Origin of the sequence: Comamonas nitrativorans (assembly GCF_042654765.1) — a bacterium.
Lineage (GTDB): Bacteria > Pseudomonadota > Gammaproteobacteria > Burkholderiales > Burkholderiaceae_C > Comamonas > Comamonas nitrativorans.
On sequence record NZ_JBHSEW010000009.1, the window covers coordinates 48,972 to 65,327 of the forward strand.

The window sequence follows — 16,356 nt, forward strand, 5'->3', positions numbered from 1 at the left end:
CATCTGCAAAGAGATGCCGTAAGAACCTGTTCACGATCTCCGCGCGGGTGTGCAGTCGCGGCCTCGGGCGCTCTGCGGCGTTGCAAATCCTCGCCATAGCACCGCTATGGCTGCGGTCTGCGCCTGGCAGATCATCCCGATCTGCATCCCGCACCCCTTCGCGCCGAGATCGTGAACAGGTTCTAAGGGTAAACGCGCAATGGGCTCAGCTGCGGTGCTTGCCCAGGTAGCGGTACACAAAGCCCGGAAATGCCAGCGTCAGGAACAAGGCGCCGGTGACGGCGTAGAACTCCCAGCCCTGCGGGTAAATCTGCCCGGCGCGGCGTTCCAGCGCCAGGGCCATGCCGCCGACCAGGAAATACAGCAGCAGCAGTTCCCCCAGCCGCGCCCACAACGGCTTGGCGCCGTGCCGGGGACGCGGACCGGCCAGCAGCCAGCGCTCGTTCAGAAAAGGGAGATTGGCGGCCAGAAAGGCCGCCAGGATCACCAGCCAGATGGAAGCGGTTTGACTCACGCGCCTACGCCTCAGGAAGTCAGCGCCCGCACGACGGCGTCGGCACACAGCCCCATCAGGCCACCGGGGAAAATCCCCAGCACCAGCACCAGCAGGCCGTTGAAGGACAGCACCGAGCGCACGTCCATCGGCGCCACGATGTCGCCAGCGGTCAAAGGCTTGTCGAAGTACATGACCTTGACCACGCGCAGGTAGTAGAACGCGCCGATCAGCGACATCACCACGGCAAACACGGCCAGGGCGATGTTGAAGGTCTGGCCCGTCGCCACCAGAGCTTCGAGTACCGACAGCTTGGCGTAGAAACCCACCAGCGGCGGAATGCCGGCCAGCGAGAACATGCAGATGGTCATGATCGCGGCGTACAGCGGGCTGCGCTGGTTCAGGCCGGCCAGATCGGCGATTTCCTCGCTCTCGAAGCCTTCGCGGGCCAGCAGGACGATGATGCCAAAAGCGGGCAAGGCGGTCAGCACGTAGGTGACGACGTAGAACATGGCGGCGCTGTAGGCCGTCTGGGCCGTGCCGGTATCCACTTCGCCATCGACCACGCCGGACATCAGGCCCAGCAGCAGAAAGCCCATGTGCGAAATGGTGGAGTAGGCCAGCATCCGCTTCAGGTTGGTCTGCACCACGCCGACCAGGTTACCGATCAGCAGCGAGGCAATCGCCATGAAGGCCAGCATCTGCTGCCAGTCTGCGGCCAGGGGCAGCAGGCCATCGACCAGCAGGCGCATCACCACGGCAAACGCAGCCAGCTTGGGGGCGCTGCCGATGATCAGGGTGATCGAGGTGGGAGCGCCGTGGTAGACGTCGGGAATCCACATGTGGAAGGGCACCGCGCCCAGCTTGAAGGCCAGACCGGCCACCAGAAACACCAGGCCGAACACCAGGATTTGCGGCTTGGTTTCGCCCGCGTCGATGACCTTGAAGATTTCGCCGATGTCCAGGGAGCCGGTGGCACCATAGATCATGGACATGCCGTACAGCAGGAAGCCGCTGGCCATGGCGCCCAGCACGAAGTACTTCATGGCGGCCTCGACCGAGGCTTCATGGTCCCGGCGCAGCGCCACCATGGCGTAGCTGGACAGGGTCAGCAGCTCCAGGCCCAGGTACAGCACCAGCAGATGGTTGCTGCCGATCATGATGAAGATGCCCAGCAGCGAGAAGATGGCCAGGGAGAACAGTTCCCCGCCGCCGCGCAACATGCCGCGATCGGCGGAATACGGGCGGGCATAGACCAGGGCCACCATCATGGACAGGGTGGCAAAGCACTTGAGCCAGTTGCCCATGGCGTCGGAGACGACCATGTTGCTCCAGCCATACACCGTGTTGCCGCTGGAGGCGTACATGGCCTGCATGATGGCCACCACGGCCAGGGTCAGCATGGTCAGCACATAGGTGCCGGTACGGCGTGCGCTGCTGACGCCCAGATCGGCCAGGGCAATCACACAGCCCATGACCATCAACACGATCTCGGGGTAGATGGCAAGCCAGCTGATGTTGTCAATCATTTGGAATCTCTCTGTTCAGTCTGGTCTTTAAGGAAGCTTGGACTGGGCCACGTGTTGCAGCAGCTGCTGCACCGAGGGGTCAATCACGTCGGTAAAGGGCTTGGGATAAATCCCCATGAACAGCACTGCAACCGCCAAAACACTGAGTACCAGGAACTCGCGGCCATTGATGTCCTGCATGTGCTTCACATGGTCGTTGGTCACTTCGCCCAAGTACACGCGCTTGTACATCCACAGGGAGTAGGCCGCGCCCCAGATCACCGCCGAGGCGGCCAGCACGCCAATCCAGAAGTTGAACTTCACCGACGCGAGGATGACCATCCATTCGCCCACGAACCCGGCGGTGGCCGGCAGGCCGCAGTTGGCCATGAAGAACAGCAACGCAAAGGCCGAAAACTTGGGCATGACGTTCACCACTCCGCCGTAGTCGGCGATCTGGCGCGAATGCACGCGGTCATACAGCACGCCAATGCACAGGAACATGGCGCCCGAGACAAAGCCGTGGGCAATCATCTGCGCAATGCCGCCAGAGACACCGATGTCGTTGAACACGAAGAAGCCCAGGGTCACGAAACCCATGTGTGCCACCGACGAATAGGCGACCAGCTTTTTCATGTCCTTCTGCACCAGGGCCACCACACCGACGTAGATCACGGCGATCAGCGACAGGGTGATGATCAGCCAGGCCCACTCACGTGCGGCATCCGGGGCAATCGGCATCGAGAACCGCAGGAAACCATAGGCGCCCAGCTTCAGCATGATGGCGGCCAGCACGGCGGAGCCGCCCGTGGGCGCCTCGACGTGAACGTCCGGCAGCCAGGTGTGTACCGGGAACATGGGCACCTTGACGGCAAACGCGGCCAGGAAGGCGAAGAACACCAGGGTTTGCGGCAGCTTGCCCAGCGGCAGCTGGTGCCAGGTCAGGATGTCGAAGCTGCCACCCGCAGCGTTGTACAGGTAGATGATGGCGATCAAGGTCAGCAGCGAACCCAGCAGGGTGTACAGGAAGAACTTGAAGGCCGCGTAAATGCGGTTCGGCCCGCCCCAGATACCGATGATGAGGTACATGGGGATCAGCGTGGCTTCAAAGAAGACGTAGAACAGCAGGCCGTCCAGCGCCGCGAACACCCCGACCATCAGCCCGGACAGAATCAGGAAGGCGCCCATGTACTGATTGACGCGCTCGGTGATGCTGGCCCACGAGGAGATCACCACGATCACGGTGATGAACGCCGTCAACGGCACGAACCAGAACGACAGCCCGTCCAGCCCCAGGTGGTAGTGGATGCTGAAGCGCTCGATCCACAAGGCTTTCTCCACGAACTGCATTTGCGCAGAACTGGTATCGAACCCGGTAATCAGGGGGACAGTGACGAGCAACCCGAGCACGGCACCGATCAGCGCCAGCCAGCGCACTGCGCCGGCCTGGCTGTCACGTCCCAACGTCAGCAGCAATACGCCAAAGGCGATCGGGACCCAAATGGCAAGACTCAACAAACCCATTTTTCTTCTTCCCTTACTTGTTGAGCCACACGAAGTAGGTCATGAGCAGGAACACGCCCAAGATCATGACCAACGCGTAGTGGTAGATATATCCAGACTGGAACCAGCGCACCACGGAAGCCAGCTTGCCCACCAGCTTCCACGAGCCGTTGACCACGGCACCGTCGATCAGCACCTGGTCGCCGACCCGCCAGAACACGGTACCGAAAACACGGGCACCACGGGCAAAGACGTTTTCGTACACCCAGTCCACGCCGTACTTGCCTTCCAGCACCTGGTACAGGCCGATCTTCTGCGAAGCCGCCTTGATGGCGGTCGGAATTTCCGGCTTGACCATGTAGAACACGTAGGACACCACGACCCCGGCCAACGCCAGCCAGAACGGCGCGGCGGTGAAACCATGCAGGGCCATCGGCACCCAGCCGTGGATGGCCTCGGCCAGCTCGGCCATGGCCGGATGCTTGCTGCCGTCCACGAAGATGACGCCATTGAAGAAGTCGCCAAACAGCATGGGCATCAGGGCAATCGCACCGATCACGACGGACGGGATCGCCAGCAGCACCAGGGGCAGCGTGACCACCCAGGGCGATTCATGCGGCTTGGCATCGTGGCCATGGTGGTGGTCGTCATGCCCGTGGCCATGGTGGGCATCGGGATTCTGGTCATAGCGCTCCTTGCCATGGAACACGATCCAGTACAGGCGGAACGAGTAGAACGCGGTGATGAACACCCCGGCCAGCACGGCAAAGTAGGCAAAACCGGCACCCGGCAGGGTCGAGGCATGCACCGCCTCGATGATCGCGTCCTTGGAGTAGAAACCGGAGAAGAACGGCGTGCCGATCAGCGCCAGATTGCCCAGCAGGAAGGTGATCCAGGTGATGGGCATGTACTTGCGCACCCCGCCCATCCAGCGGATGTCCTGGTTGTGGTGCATCCCGATGATGACCGAGCCGGCCCCCAGGAACAGCAGCGCCTTGAAGAAGGCGTGCGTCATCAGGTGGAACACGGCCACCGAATACGCCGAAGCCCCCAGGGCAACCGTCATGTAGCCCAGCTGCGACAGCGTGGAGTAGGCAATCACGCGCTTGATGTCGTTCTGGATGATGCCCAGGATGCCCATGAACAGCGCCGTGATGGCACCGATCACCAGGATGAAGCTCAAGGCCGTATCCGACAGCTCGTACAGGGGCGACATGCGCGACACCATGAAGATACCGGCCGTCACCATGGTGGCGGCGTGGATCAGCGCGGAAATCGGGGTCGGGCCTTCCATCGAGTCCGGCAGCCAGGCGTGCAGCGGGAACTGCGCCGACTTGCCCATCGCGCCGATGAACAGGCAGATGCCCGTGACCGACAGCAGCAGCCAGCCCGTGCCGGGCAGGATGGTGGCTTGCAGCTCGGGCAGCTTGGCAAAAATCTCGCCGTAGTTGAACGAACCGGTGTAGGCATAGATCAGGCCGATGCCGATGATGAAGCCGAAGTCGCCGACACGGTTGACCAGGAAGGCCTTCATGTTGGCAAAAATGGCTGAGGGCTTCTTGAAGTAGAACCCGATCAGCAGGTACGACACCAAGCCCACCGCTTCCCAGCCGAAGAACAGTTGCAGCAGGTTGTTGCTCATCACCAGCATCAGCATGGAGAAGGTGAACAACGAGATGTAGGAAAAGAAACGGTTGTAGCCGTCATCGTCGGCCATGTAGCCGATGGTGTAGATATGCACCATCAGCGACACGAAGGTGACGACGCACATCATCATGGCGGTGATGGAGTCGATCAGGAAACCGATCTCCATCTTCACGCCGCCGATCACCATCCACTCGTAAATGGTGGCGTCAAAGCGTGCCCCGCCATTGACCACGGCCTGGAACACCAGTGCCGAGAGAACGAACGACAGCAAGACACCCAGGATGGTGAGCGAATGGCTCACCCCCCGGCCAAACTTGTTGCCACCAAAGGCAGTACCAAAGATACCTGCCAGGACGGACCCCGCCAGCGGCGCCAAAGGTACCGCCAGCAGCATCGATGCAGAAAGTGTTGAACTCATGCTTCAGAACCTTGCATAAATACCGGTGACTCAACCCTTGAGGACGTTGAGATCTTCCGCATTAATGTTGGATTTGTTACGGAAGAGCAGAACCAGAATGGCCAGGCCAATCGCGGCTTCTGCAGCTGCCACCGTCAGGATGAAGAACACGAACAATTGACCGTGCATGTCTCCCAGGTAATGGGAGAAGGCGACAAAGTTCATGTTCACCGACAGCAGCATCATTTCAATGGCCATCAGCAGCACGATCAGGTTCTTGCGGTTCAAGAAAATCCCGATCACCGAAATGGCAAAGAGCATGGCGCCCAGTGTCAAGAAATGCCCCAGCGTGAGCGTCATTTGGTCTCCTCCCCCTGTGCGGCTGCGGCAGCCGCTTTGGTTGCAGGCATGCTCACCAGGGTCAGGCGATCCTGGGCGCGTGCGCCGATCTGGCCCGTGATGTCGGGCGTCTTGGCATCCTTGCGCTTGCGCAGCGTCAAGGCGATCGCGGCGATCATGGCCACCAGCAGGATGACGGCAGCCACCTCGATGGGGAACAGATAGTCCGTGTACATCAGCCGTCCCAGCGCCTGGGTATTGGAATACGGCAGCACCTGTCCCTGGGCGTTGAGCAGCTCGGCGGCGGGCTTGGCCTCATCCAGGGTGCCGAAGCCGCCCATCAGCACCACCGCCATTTCCAGCGCCACCAGGGCACCGACGGCAGCGGCAACGGGGAAATGCTTCCAGAAGCCTTCGCGCATCCGGTCGATGCGGATGTCGAGCATCATCACGACAAACAGGAACAGCACCATCACCGCCCCCATGTACACCACGACCAGCATGATGCCGAGGAACTCGGCCTTCAGCAGCAGCCAGATGGCCGCCGCCTGCGAAAAGCCCAGGATCAGGTGCAGCACGGCGTGTACCGGATTGCGCGACGTGACCACGCGCAGGGCCGAATACAGCAATACGGCTGCAAAGAAATAAAAGAAACCAGTTTTGGCGTCCATGATTCGCGTCTTTCTGTGGATCAGGAGCCGCTTCAGCGGTACTTGGCATCGGCCGCCTTGGCGGCAGCGATGTCGGCTTCATAACGATCGCCCACGGCCAGCAACATGTCCTTGGTGTAGTACAGGTCGCCACGTTTTTCGCCGTGGTATTCAAAGATCTGCGTCTCGACGATGGAGTCGGTCGGGCAGCTTTCCTCGCAGAAGCCGCAGAAAATGCACTTGGTCAGGTCGATGTCGTAGCGCGTCGTACGGCGGGTGCCGTCTTCGCGCTGGTGCGATTCGATGGTGATGGCCATTGCCGGGCAAATGGCCTCGCAGAGCTTGCAGGCAATGCAGCGCTCTTCGCCGTTTTCATAACGGCGCAGGGCGTGCAGGCCACGAAAACGCGGCGACAGTGGTGTTTTTTCTTCCGGGTACAGGATCGTGACGCGGGGCGCGAAAGCGTAGCGCCCGGTCAGAGCCATCCCTTTGAAGAGTTCCACCAGCATGAAACTCTTGAAGAAATCCTTGAGAGAGAAAGGTGCAGCAGTAACAGCAGCCATGGATGTGTCCCCGCTTATTTCCAGATATTCCAAGGCGAGTGCAGCCATGCACCCACGATGACCAGCCACACCAGGGTGACCGGGATGAAGATCTTCCAGCCCAAACGCATGATCTGGTCATAGCGGTAGCGCGGGAAGGTGGCACGAATCCAGATGAACAGGCTGACGACAGCCGCCGTTTTCAGGCCCAGCCAGATCCACCCGGGGATGAAGGACAGCGCCGCCACCGGGGGCAGCCAGCCGCCCAGGAACATGATCGCCGCCAGAATCGACACCAGCCACATCGCGGCGTACTCCGCCAGGAAGAACACGGCAAAGCCCATGCCCGAGTATTCGACCATGTGGCCGGCCACGATCTCGGCCTCGCCCTCCACCACGTCGAACGGGTGGCGGTTGGTTTCCGCCACGGCGGAAATCATGTAGACGAAGAAAATCGGCAGCAGCGGCAGCCAGTTCCACGACAGCAGGCCCAGGCCCATGTCGGCGAACATCCCCTGCCCCTGGCCCAGGACGATCTGCGTCAGGTTCATGCTCTTGGTCACCATGATGACGATCAGGAAGCAGAAACCCATGGCAATTTCATAGCTGACCATTTGTGCCGAAGCCCGCAGGGCACCCAGGAAAGCGTATTTCGAGTTGGACGCCCAGCCGGCGATGATCACGCCGTACACCTCGATCGAGGTGATGGCCATCACCAGCAAGATGCCTGCATTGACATTCGCCAGCGCCAGATCGGGGGCAAACGGCACCACGACCCAGGCCGCCAAGGCCGGCATGATGGCCATCACCGGCCCGACATAGAACAGACCCTTGGCTGCTGCCGTGGGCATGATCAGTTCCTTGGTCAGGAGCTTCAGGCCGTCGGCGATAGGCTGCAACAGCCCCCACGGCCCGACCCGGTTCGGCCCCGGACGCACCTGCATCCAGCCCAGCAGCTTGCGCTCCCACAGGGTGAGGTAGGCCACGGCCAGCATCAGGGGCGCAACAATCGCCACGATGCCGAGCAAGGCCCAAACCACCGGCCAGGCCATTTCCGTCCACCACGGCGCCGCCACCAGGCCGGCGCCGGCATTCTTGAGTGCATCAATCATGCTACGGCACCTCCCTCACGTGCCAACCGTGCATCGGCCGTCAATTGCAGCGACGTGGCGCGGCGCACGATTCCATCGAGTTGATAAATGCTAGCTACTACCGGTTCAGCAGCCTCGTTTACAGGTACTTTTGCTGCAACTTTGGTGGTATTGCTGCGCAAGGTGCTAGGAATTTCTTGAGTTTCCGCACCGATCGCGGCGACCAGCACGTCTTGCGACGATTCGTGGTCAAAGCCCGGCAGCTCCAGCAGGTTGGCCAGCACGCGCAGCACTTTCCAGGCCGGACGGGTTTCACCCAAGGGCTTGACCACGGCATGGAAGCTTTGCACCCGGCCTTCGGCGTTCACAAAGGTGCCGGAGGTTTCGGTAAACGGCGCCACGGGCAGCAGCACGTCGCTGATGTCCATGTTGGCTTTGAACGGGCTCAGGGTAATGACCATATCGGCCTGCTCCAGCCCCTGCGCACCCACTGCGGCATCGAACGCCGGTTCGGTATGCAGCAAGACCGCAGCCTTGATACCTCCGGCGAGCATTTCACCGGCGTTCTTGCCGTCCTGTTGCGGCTGGGCCTGCACCCACTGGGCGCCGACGGTGTTGGCCGCTTCGGTCAGGTAGCCGACGGTGGCGCCGGTCTGCTCGCCAATCCACTGGGCCAGTGCCAGCAGCTCAGCGGCATGGCCATGGTGGGCGGCAGCATTGCCCAGCAAGACGGCTTTGCGTTCCCCGGCCAGCAGGGCGGCAGCAATGGCCTGCGCCTCGGCATTGGCCGCACCGGCCACCGGGGCCTGCACGCCTTTGGCTTCGGCCACCGCCGCAGCCACATCGGCCAGGGCCTGGGCCCAATCCTTGGCCGCAACGACCGAGGCCGCCACCGGCATGGCCCAGTCATGCACCTGGGCGTTGATGCCAAACACCTTGCAACCGCGCTTGGCGGCCTGACGCACCCGGTGGGCAAACAGAGGATGATCCTTGCGCAGGTTGGAGCCGACCACCAGCACCGATTGCAGCTCTTGCAGCGCAGCAATCGGCATCCCGAGCCAACGCACGCCTTCGGCGGCATTGAACTGGGCGTTGCGCAGGCGGTAGTCAATGTTGTCGCTACCCAGACCACGCAACAATTGGGCTGCCAGATACAGCTCTTCCAGCGTGCTGTGGGGGCTGACCAGAGCGCCAATGCCTGCCGGGCCGTATTGGTCCTTGACCTGGTTGAGGCCTTTGACCACGTAATTGAGCGCAGTGGGCCAATCGACTTCCTGCCACTGGCCGCCCTGCTTGATCATGGGACGGGTCAGGCGTTCTTCGCTATTGAGCGCTTCGTAGGAGAAACGATCGCGGTCGGCAATCCAGCATTCATTGACGGCCTCGTTCTCCATGGGCACCACGCGCATGACCCGGTGGTTCTTCACCTGAACGATCAGGTTGGCACCGGTCGAATCGTGCGGCGACACCGACTTGCGGCGCGACAGTTCCCAGGTACGGGCGTTGTAGCGGAACGGCTTGCTGGTCAGGGCGCCCACCGGGCAGATGTCGATGACGTTGCCGGACAGTTCGGAATCCAGGGTATCGCCCTGCACCGTGGTGATCTCGGAATACTCTCCGCGATTGACCATGCCCAGCTCCATCACCCCGCCGATTTCTTCGCCAAAACGGACGCAACGGGTGCAGTGGATGCAACGGGTCATTTCCCGGGTGGACACCAGGGGGCCAATGTCCTTGGGCTCGACCACGCGCTTTTCTTCGCCAAAACGCGAAGCGCCGGCCCCATAGCCCACGGCCAAGTCTTGCAGCTGGCATTCCCCGCCCTGGTCGCAGATGGGGCAATCCAGGGGGTGGTTGATGAGCAGGAATTCCATGACCGATTTCTGCGCATCCAGAGCCTTCTTGCTCTTGGTGCGCACGATCATGCCCTGGGTTACGGGCGTGGCGCAGGCGGGCAAAGCCTTGGGGGCTTTTTCCACCTCGACCAGGCACATGCGGCAGTTCGCCGCAATCGACAGCTTCTTGTGGTAGCAGAAGTGAGGAATGTAGACCCCGGCTTTTTCCGCAGCATGCATGACCATGCTGCCGGGGGCGACCTCGACCTTTTTACCGTCTAGTTCAATTTCAACCATATAACTCTCGCTCAGGCCGCCTTGGCAGCCGCTTGGGCAGCAGCAATCTTGGCTTCAAATTCGTGGCGGTAATGCTTGATCATCGCCCGCACCGGCATCGCTGCGGCATCGCCCAGCGCACAGATCGTGCGGCCCATGATGTTGAAAGCCACATCGTCGAGCAAGGCAATATCCTCAGGGCGGCCCTGACCGTGGTTGATGCGCTTGACCACACGCCACAGCCAGCCCGTCCCTTCGCGGCACGGCGTACATTGCCCGCAGGATTCGTGCTGGTAGAAGTAGGACAGACGTTCCAGGCACTCCACCATATCGCGGGAATCGTCCATCACGATCACCGCGCCGGAACCCAGCATGGAGCCTGCCTTGGCGATGGAGTCATAGTCCATCGTGCATTCCATCATCATGTCGCCCGGAATCACCGGGGAAGACGAACCGCCGGGGATCACCGCCTTGAGCTTGCGCCCGGTACGCACGCCGCCCGCCAGTTCCAGGAGTTTGGAAAACGGCGTACCCATCGGAATTTCATAGTTGCCGGGCAGATTGACATCACCGCTGACCGAGAAGATCTTCGTACCGCCGTTGTTGGGCTTGCCGCACTCCAGGTAAGCCTGCCCGCCGTTGCGCAGAATCCACGGCACGGCCGCAAAGGTTTCGGTGTTGTTGATCGTCGTGGGCTTGCCGTACAGGCCGAAGCTGGCCGGGAAAGGCGGCTTGAAGCGCGGCTGGCCCTTTTTGCCTTCCAGCGATTCCAGCAAGGCAGTTTCTTCGCCGCAGATATAGGCCCCAAAACCGTGGTGGGCAAACAGCTCGAAGCTGAAGTCGGTGCCCAGGATGTTTTTGCCCAGGTAGCCTGCCGCACGCGCCTCGTCCAGGGCGGCTTCAAAGCGTTCGTAAGCCTGAAAAATCTCGCCGTGGATGTAGTTGTAGCCGGCACAGGCCCCCATGGCAAAACCGGCGATGATCATGCCTTCGATCACCGTGTGGGGGTTGTGCATCAGGATTTCGCGATCCTTGCAGGTGCCGGGCTCCCCTTCGTCGGAGTTGCACACCACGTACTTTTCGCCCGGAAACTGGCGGGGCATGAAGCTCCACTTCAGGCCCGTCGGAAAGCCCGCGCCGCCACGGCCACGCAGGGAAGATTCCTTCAGGGTGGCAATGACTTCGTCCTGGGTCAGGCCGGCGCCGCCGTCCTTGCCCAGCAGTTTTTTCAGCGCCTGGTAGCCACCACGCGCTTCGTAGTCCTGGATCGACCAGTTGTTGCCATTGATTCCGGCATAGATTTGCGGATTGATATGGCGGTCGTGGAAGCACGTTTCCTGGCCCGATGCGGCGAACTTGGCCAGCACCGCTTGCGCAGCAGCATTCATCGTCATGCCTGGCCCTCCGCAGCACGCAGACCGTCCACCAGCGCATCGAGCTTCTGGTCGTCCATGAAACTGCACATATTGCGGTCATTGACCAGCATCACCGGGGCATCGGCGCAGGAGCCCAGGCATTCGCACTGTTGCAGGGTAAACATGCCATCGGCCGTGGTTTCGCCCACTTTGATGCCCAGTTTTTCTTCCAGGTGGCGCAACGCCTCGTAGCCGTTGCGCAACAGACAGGGCAGATTGGTACAGACCGCCACCTTGAACTTGCCCACCGGATGCTGGTTGTACATGTTGTAGAAGGTGGTGACTTCATGCACGGCAATTTCCGGCATGTCCAGGTAGGCGGCGATTTCCGCTTCGCTTTCCTGGCTGATCCAGCCTTGCTCCTGCTGCACGATGGACAGGCACGCCATCACGGCAGAGCGCTGCTGCCCTTGCGGATACTTGGCCACTTCACGCGCAAACCGCGCCTTGGTTGCTTCCGTAATCATCGATCAATCTCTCCGAACACGATGTCCATGGTGCCGATCATGGCAACAGCGTCGGCAATCATGTGACCACGGGTCAGCTCGTCATAAGCCGACAGGTGGGCAAAGCCCGGCGCACGAATTTTCAGACGATAGGGCTTGTTGGCACCATCGCTGACCATGTAAATACCAAACTCCCCTTTCGGGTGCTCCACGGCGGCGTAAGCTTCCCCTTCGGGAACACGGAAACCTTCGCTGAACAGCTTGAAGTGGTGAATGAGGTCTTCCATGCCCTCCTTCATGCTTTCCCGCTTGGGCGGGGCCACTTTCAGGTTCTCCGTAATCACCGGGCCGGGATTGGCCTTGAGCCAGGCAATGCACTGCTGCATGATGCGCACGGACTGGCGCATTTCGGCCACGCGCACCAGATAACGGTCGTAGCAGTCGCCCTCTTTGCCGACCGGGATGTCGAAGTCCATCTGGTCGTAGACCTCGTAGGGCTGCTTCTTGCGCAAATCCCAGGCAATCCCCGAGCCGCGCAGCATGACGCCGCTGAAGCCCAGGTTCAAGGCACGCTCAGGCGTGACGACACCAATGCCGACGGTGCGCTGTTTCCAGATACGGTTCTCGGTCAGCAGGGCTTCGTATTCATCCACACGCTTGGGGAAGCGCTGGCAGAAGTCTTCGATGAAATCGAGCAGCGTCCCCTGGCGATTGCGGTTCAAACTCTCCATCGCCTTGGCGTTGCGCAGCTTGCTGGGCTTGAACTGCGCCATCGTTTCCGGCAGATCGCGGTAGACGCCGCCGGGACGGAAATAGGCCGCGTGCATCCGGGCGCCAGAGACGGCCTCGTACATATCGAACAGCTCTTCGCGTTCGCGGAAGGTGTACATCAGCACGGTGGATGCGCCCAGATCCATCCCGTTGGAGCCCAGCCACATCAGGTGGTTGAGCACACGGGTGATCTCGGAGAACAGCACGCGAATGTACTGCGCCCGCACCGGCACCTGGATGTCGAGCAGCTTCTCCACGGCCATGCAATAAGCATGTTCGTTGCACATCATGGACACGTAGTCCAGACGGTCCATGTAGGGCAGGGACTGGACGTAGGTTTTGTACTCCGCCAGCTTTTCCGTACCACGGTGCAGCAGGCCAACGTGGGGGTCGGCACGCTGCACCACCTCGCCGTCCAGTTCCAGCACCAAACGCAGCACACCGTGCGCTGCCGGGTGCTGGGGCCCGAAGTTCAGGGAATAGTTCTTGATTTCAGCCATGATTCTTTCGCCTGCCAACGCGTTGCGCGTCGGTCAGTGCAGCCCTCCGTAGTTGTCTTCACGGATGATACGAGGCGTAATCTCGCGCGGCTCAATCGTGACGGGTTGGTAGATCACCCGGCGCTGCTCGGCGTCGTAGGCCATTTCCACGTGGCCGGACAGCGGGAAGTCCTTGCGGAAAGGGTGACCGATGAAGCCGTAATCGGTCAGGATGCGGCGCAAGTCGGCATGCCCTTCGAACAAGATGCCGTACAGGTCAAAAGCTTCGCGTTCAAACCAGTTGGCACCGTTCCAGATCCCGGTGACCGAAGGGATCACCGGAAAGTCGTCCTCGGGGCAGAAAGTGCGCACGCGCACGCGCTGGTTCAAGCTGATCGAGAGCAGGTGCGACACCACGGCATAGCGTAGACCGTCGGTACCGATTTCCTTGTAGGCGGAGTAGTCCACACCGCACAAGTCCATCAACTGCTCGAACTGGCAGCCGGGGGCGGTGTGCAATTTCTGCATCGCCGCCAGGTAATTGGCAGCTGCCACCTCGACGGTGACTTCACCATGTTCGAGCGTGACGCTGCGGGCTAGATCGCCCAGGGTTTTTGCTACTGTTGCACGCAGGATCTCAGGAGCAATGGCAATGGCTGACATACGTTCTCCTCAGACCCGGGCGATGGTGTTGGTGCGGCGGATTTTCTGCTGCAGCTGGATGATGCCGTAGATCAGCGCCTCGGCCGTCGGCGGACAGCCCGGCACGTAAACATCGACCGGGACGATACGATCGCAGCCGCGCACCACGGAATAGCTGTAGTGGTAATAGCCGCCGCCATTGGCACAGGAGCCCATGGACAGCACCCAGCGCGGCTCGGCCATCTGGTCGTACACCTTGCGCAAGGCCGGGGCCATTTTGTTGCACAGCGTGCCCGCCACGATCATCAAGTCGGACTGGCGCGGCGAGGCACGAAACACCTCGGCGCCGAAACGCGCCAGGTCGTAACGCGCCGCAGCGGCGTGCATCATTTCCACCGCACAACAGGCCAGACCAAAAGTAACGGGCCAGATCGACCCGGTCTTGGCCCAGTTCACCACCGCGTCATAGCTGGTGGTGACAAAGCCTTCCTTCATCACGCCTTCAATCATTGCTTTTCCTTCTTCCGGCAGCCCGGCGACTTATTCCCAGTCCAGGGCACCTTTTTTCCATTCGTAGGCAAAACCCACGACCAGAACCGCCAGGAAAATCAGTACCGCCACAAAACCCGTGACCCCGACATCGTCCAATGCTACTGCCCACGGCATGAGAAAGGCCAATTCCAGGTCGAACAGGATGAACAGGATGGCCACGAGGTAATAGCGCACGTCGAATTTCATACGTGCGTCCTCGAAAGCTTCAAAACCGCATTCGTAGGCGGAATTCTTGGCAGCATCCGGGCGATTGGGCCCGAGGATGTAGCCCAGAACCAGCGGGCCGATACCCACCAGAGAGCCAACCAAGATAAAAATAAGGACGGGAAGATATTGATCGAGATTCATGACAGGTCGCGTTTCCCGCTTGCATTGACCTGCCCTCGACCATGGCCTGATACATGGGCAGGCTGTTATGTTGATGGTGCCGTCGGCGAGAATCGAACTCGCACAGCTTTCGCCACTACCCCCTCAAGATAGCGTGTCTACCAATTCCACCACGACGGCGTTGTCTCTGGAATTTCGGGAGGATTTGTTACCTATCGATACCAAGTTCACCCCGAAAAACCTAAGCATTCTAGCTTGAAAAATTCCCCTTTTCGGGGAACCTTTTCAAGTTTGTCCCTTTTCGGCTACTTGTTGGTCGGGATCAAATCGGCCCCCTGGGCCGGTTCGCTGGGGACTGCGGCCGGTGCCACGGCAGGCGTGTTTTCCAGCACGCTGCCGACGCTGGTCGGACGGGCATTGCCCAGGTAGGCCAGCGCCAGGGTGGCGACAAAAAACACGGTGGCCATGGCCGCCGTGGAGCGCGACAGAAAGTTGGCACTGCCGCTGGCACCGAACAGGCTGCCCGAGGCACCGCCGCCGAAGGCAGCGCCCATGTCGGCCCCCTTGCCGTGCTGCACCAAAATCAAACCGATCATGCCCAAGGCGGCCAGAATCTGGACCGCCAGAATGATGCCTGCAAAACCCTGCATAGCGACTCCTTGAAAAAATACCTGCCGTGCGGTGACTTACGCCGCTGCAGCAATGATGTGTAGAAAATCTGCGGCTTTCAGCGCTGCTCCGCCGATCAGGCCGCCGTCGATGTCCGGCTGGGCCAGCAACTGGGCGGCATTGGCCGCGTTCATGCTGCCGCCGTACAGCAGCGGCACTTGCGCGGCAGCGCTGTTGGCCTGGACGAGCTGCGCCCGCAGGGCGGCATGTACCGCCTGCGCCTGTTCGGGCGTGGCGGTTTTGCCGGTGCCGATGGCCCAGACCGGTTCGTAGGCGACGACCAGACGGGTCACACCCTGGCCGACGACATCCAGCACGGCGGCCAGCTGGCGCTGCACCACGGCTTCGGTTTCGCCCGCTTCGCGCTGCGCCAGGGTTTCGCCCAGGCAGACGATGGGGGTGATGCCCGCAGCCAGCGCGGCCTGCGCCTTGGCGGCGACGGCGGCATCGGTTTCGCCATGGTACTGGCGGCGCTCGGAATGCCCGACCAGGGCGTAGCGCACGCCGAAGTCGCCCAGCATCTGTGCCGAGACTTCGCCGGTGAAGGCACCGCTGGCGTGCGCGGAAACGTCCTGTGCCCCCAGGGCGATGGCCGAACCCGCCGTGAGCTGCTGTACCTGCGCCAGATACGGCGCGGGTACGGCGACGGCGACTTGGCACGCGGGCGCCTGCGCGGCCAGACCGGCCAGGATGTCGGCCAGCAGAGCCTGATTGGCGGCCAGGCTGCCGTTCATCTTCCAGTTACCGGCTATCAATTTTTGTAGCATTTTCCGC

The 16,356-nt window shown here is 61.2% G+C and carries 17 protein-coding genes and 1 tRNA gene; all 18 read right to left on the reverse strand.

The genetic code is table 11. From position 1 onward, the window contains the following. Positions 1-205 precede the first annotated feature (205 nt). The 18 genes from ACFO3A_RS10950 to tpiA all read right to left on the reverse strand — a co-directional run bounded on the left by ACFO3A_RS10950 (position 206) and on the right by tpiA (position 16,349). On the reverse strand, positions 206-514 hold the full coding sequence (locus ACFO3A_RS10950) for a DUF2818 family protein (RefSeq protein WP_377726295.1): 309 nt from the start codon (positions 512-514) through the stop codon (positions 206-208). A gap of 11 nt (positions 515-525) precedes the next feature. Next, complete coding sequence (gene nuoN / locus ACFO3A_RS10955; protein ID WP_377726296.1) at positions 526-2,022, reverse strand: NADH-quinone oxidoreductase subunit NuoN; 1,497 nt, start codon at positions 2,020-2,022, stop codon at positions 526-528. Between the two features lie 27 nt (positions 2,023-2,049). Next, positions 2,050-3,525: an NADH-quinone oxidoreductase subunit M gene (locus ACFO3A_RS10960; protein ID WP_377726297.1), complete on the reverse strand. Its 1,476-nt coding sequence runs from the start codon at positions 3,523-3,525 to the stop codon at positions 2,050-2,052. 13 nt (positions 3,526-3,538) lie between these two features. After that, entirely contained in the window at positions 3,539-5,569 is a 2,031-nt protein-coding gene (gene nuoL, locus ACFO3A_RS10965) for an NADH-quinone oxidoreductase subunit L (protein ID WP_377726299.1), read from the reverse strand. 30 nt (positions 5,570-5,599) lie between these two features. Then, the gene (gene nuoK / locus ACFO3A_RS10970) at positions 5,600-5,908 is read right to left on the reverse strand and encodes an NADH-quinone oxidoreductase subunit NuoK (RefSeq protein ID WP_377726301.1); all 309 of its coding nucleotides are present in this window, start codon (positions 5,906-5,908) and stop codon (positions 5,600-5,602) included. Beyond that, positions 5,905-6,558, reverse strand: a complete 654-nt coding sequence (locus tag ACFO3A_RS10975) for an NADH-quinone oxidoreductase subunit J (RefSeq protein ID WP_377726302.1) — start codon at positions 6,556-6,558, stop codon at positions 5,905-5,907. Before ACFO3A_RS10975 ends, nuoK begins: the two co-directional genes overlap by 4 nt. Before the next feature lie 32 nt (positions 6,559-6,590). Beyond that, complete coding sequence (nuoI, locus tag ACFO3A_RS10980; protein WP_377726303.1) at positions 6,591-7,100, reverse strand: NADH-quinone oxidoreductase subunit NuoI; 510 nt, start codon at positions 7,098-7,100, stop codon at positions 6,591-6,593. 14 nt (positions 7,101-7,114) lie between these two features. After that, the gene (gene nuoH, locus ACFO3A_RS10985) at positions 7,115-8,191 is read right to left on the reverse strand and encodes an NADH-quinone oxidoreductase subunit NuoH (RefSeq protein WP_377726305.1); all 1,077 of its coding nucleotides are present in this window, start codon (positions 8,189-8,191) and stop codon (positions 7,115-7,117) included. Next, a complete protein-coding gene (gene nuoG / locus ACFO3A_RS10990) occupies positions 8,188-10,302 on the reverse strand; it encodes an NADH-quinone oxidoreductase subunit NuoG (protein ID WP_377726307.1) in 2,115 nt (704 codons plus the stop codon). Before nuoG ends, nuoH begins: the two co-directional genes overlap by 4 nt. Before the next feature lie 11 nt (positions 10,303-10,313). After that, on the reverse strand, positions 10,314-11,669 hold the full coding sequence (nuoF, locus tag ACFO3A_RS10995) for an NADH-quinone oxidoreductase subunit NuoF (protein ID WP_377726502.1): 1,356 nt from the start codon (positions 11,667-11,669) through the stop codon (positions 10,314-10,316). A 2-nt stretch (positions 11,670-11,671) separates the two neighbouring features. Beyond that, positions 11,672-12,163, reverse strand: coding sequence for an NADH-quinone oxidoreductase subunit NuoE family protein (locus ACFO3A_RS11000; RefSeq protein ID WP_377726309.1), 492 nt, complete (start codon positions 12,161-12,163; stop codon positions 11,672-11,674). Beyond that, complete coding sequence (locus ACFO3A_RS11005; RefSeq protein ID WP_377726311.1) at positions 12,160-13,413, reverse strand: NADH-quinone oxidoreductase subunit D; 1,254 nt, start codon at positions 13,411-13,413, stop codon at positions 12,160-12,162. Before ACFO3A_RS11005 ends, ACFO3A_RS11000 begins: the two co-directional genes overlap by 4 nt. A 33-nt stretch (positions 13,414-13,446) precedes the next feature. Then, positions 13,447-14,055 (reverse strand): NADH-quinone oxidoreductase subunit C, encoded by a 609-nt coding sequence (locus tag ACFO3A_RS11010; RefSeq protein WP_377726313.1) that lies wholly within the window; start codon positions 14,053-14,055, stop codon positions 13,447-13,449. Between the two features lie 9 nt (positions 14,056-14,064). Next, positions 14,065-14,544 (reverse strand): NuoB/complex I 20 kDa subunit family protein, encoded by a 480-nt coding sequence (locus tag ACFO3A_RS11015; protein WP_377726315.1) that lies wholly within the window; start codon positions 14,542-14,544, stop codon positions 14,065-14,067. Positions 14,545-14,574: 30 nt separating this feature from the next. Further along, on the reverse strand, positions 14,575-14,934 hold the full coding sequence (locus tag ACFO3A_RS11020; protein ID WP_377726316.1) for an NADH-quinone oxidoreductase subunit A: 360 nt from the start codon (positions 14,932-14,934) through the stop codon (positions 14,575-14,577). Positions 14,935-15,008: 74 nt separating this feature from the next. Then, positions 15,009-15,093: transfer RNA gene (locus tag ACFO3A_RS11025), tRNA-Leu, on the reverse strand. A 125-nt stretch (positions 15,094-15,218) separates the two neighbouring features. Beyond that, entirely contained in the window at positions 15,219-15,563 is a 345-nt protein-coding gene (gene secG / locus ACFO3A_RS11030) for a preprotein translocase subunit SecG (protein WP_377726318.1), read from the reverse strand. A gap of 36 nt (positions 15,564-15,599) precedes the next feature. Further along, on the reverse strand, positions 15,600-16,349 hold the full coding sequence (gene tpiA / locus ACFO3A_RS11035; RefSeq protein ID WP_377726320.1) for a triose-phosphate isomerase: 750 nt from the start codon (positions 16,347-16,349) through the stop codon (positions 15,600-15,602). Between the last annotated feature and the right edge of the window lie 7 nt (positions 16,350-16,356).

Excerpts from the sequence above, each read along its gene's own strand:
- nuoN (WP_377726296.1), bottom strand. The coding sequence starts at position 2,022 with ATGATTGACAACATCAGCTGGCTTGCCATCTACCCCGAGATCGTGTTG.
- ACFO3A_RS10960 (WP_377726297.1), bottom strand. The coding sequence starts at position 3,525 with ATGGGTTTGTTGAGTCTTGCCATTTGGGTCCCGATCGCCTTTGGCGTA.
- nuoL (WP_377726299.1), bottom strand. The coding sequence starts at position 5,569 with ATGAGTTCAACACTTTCTGCATCGATGCTGCTGGCGGTACCTTTGGCG.
- nuoK (WP_377726301.1), bottom strand. The coding sequence starts at position 5,908 with ATGACGCTCACGCTGGGGCATTTCTTGACACTGGGCGCCATGCTCTTT.
- ACFO3A_RS10975 (WP_377726302.1), bottom strand. The coding sequence starts at position 6,558 with ATGGACGCCAAAACTGGTTTCTTTTATTTCTTTGCAGCCGTATTGCTG.
- nuoI (WP_377726303.1), bottom strand. The coding sequence starts at position 7,100 with ATGGCTGCTGTTACTGCTGCACCTTTCTCTCTCAAGGATTTCTTCAAG.
- nuoH (WP_377726305.1), bottom strand. The coding sequence starts at position 8,191 with ATGATTGATGCACTCAAGAATGCCGGCGCCGGCCTGGTGGCGGCGCCG.
- nuoG (WP_377726307.1), bottom strand. The coding sequence starts at position 10,302 with ATGGTTGAAATTGAACTAGACGGTAAAAAGGTCGAGGTCGCCCCCGGC.
- nuoF (WP_377726502.1), bottom strand. The coding sequence starts at position 11,669 with ATGAATGCTGCTGCGCAAGCGGTGCTGGCCAAGTTCGCCGCATCGGGC.
- ACFO3A_RS11000 (WP_377726309.1), bottom strand. The coding sequence starts at position 12,163 with ATGATTACGGAAGCAACCAAGGCGCGGTTTGCGCGTGAAGTGGCCAAG.
- ACFO3A_RS11005 (WP_377726311.1), bottom strand. The coding sequence starts at position 13,413 with ATGGCTGAAATCAAGAACTATTCCCTGAACTTCGGGCCCCAGCACCCG.
- ACFO3A_RS11010 (WP_377726313.1), bottom strand. The coding sequence starts at position 14,055 with ATGTCAGCCATTGCCATTGCTCCTGAGATCCTGCGTGCAACAGTAGCA.
- ACFO3A_RS11015 (WP_377726315.1), bottom strand. The coding sequence starts at position 14,544 with ATGATTGAAGGCGTGATGAAGGAAGGCTTTGTCACCACCAGCTATGAC.
- ACFO3A_RS11020 (WP_377726316.1), bottom strand. The coding sequence starts at position 14,934 with ATGAATCTCGATCAATATCTTCCCGTCCTTATTTTTATCTTGGTTGGC.
- secG (WP_377726318.1), bottom strand. The coding sequence starts at position 15,563 with ATGCAGGGTTTTGCAGGCATCATTCTGGCGGTCCAGATTCTGGCCGCC.
- tpiA (WP_377726320.1), bottom strand. The coding sequence starts at position 16,349 with ATGCTACAAAAATTGATAGCCGGTAACTGGAAGATGAACGGCAGCCTG.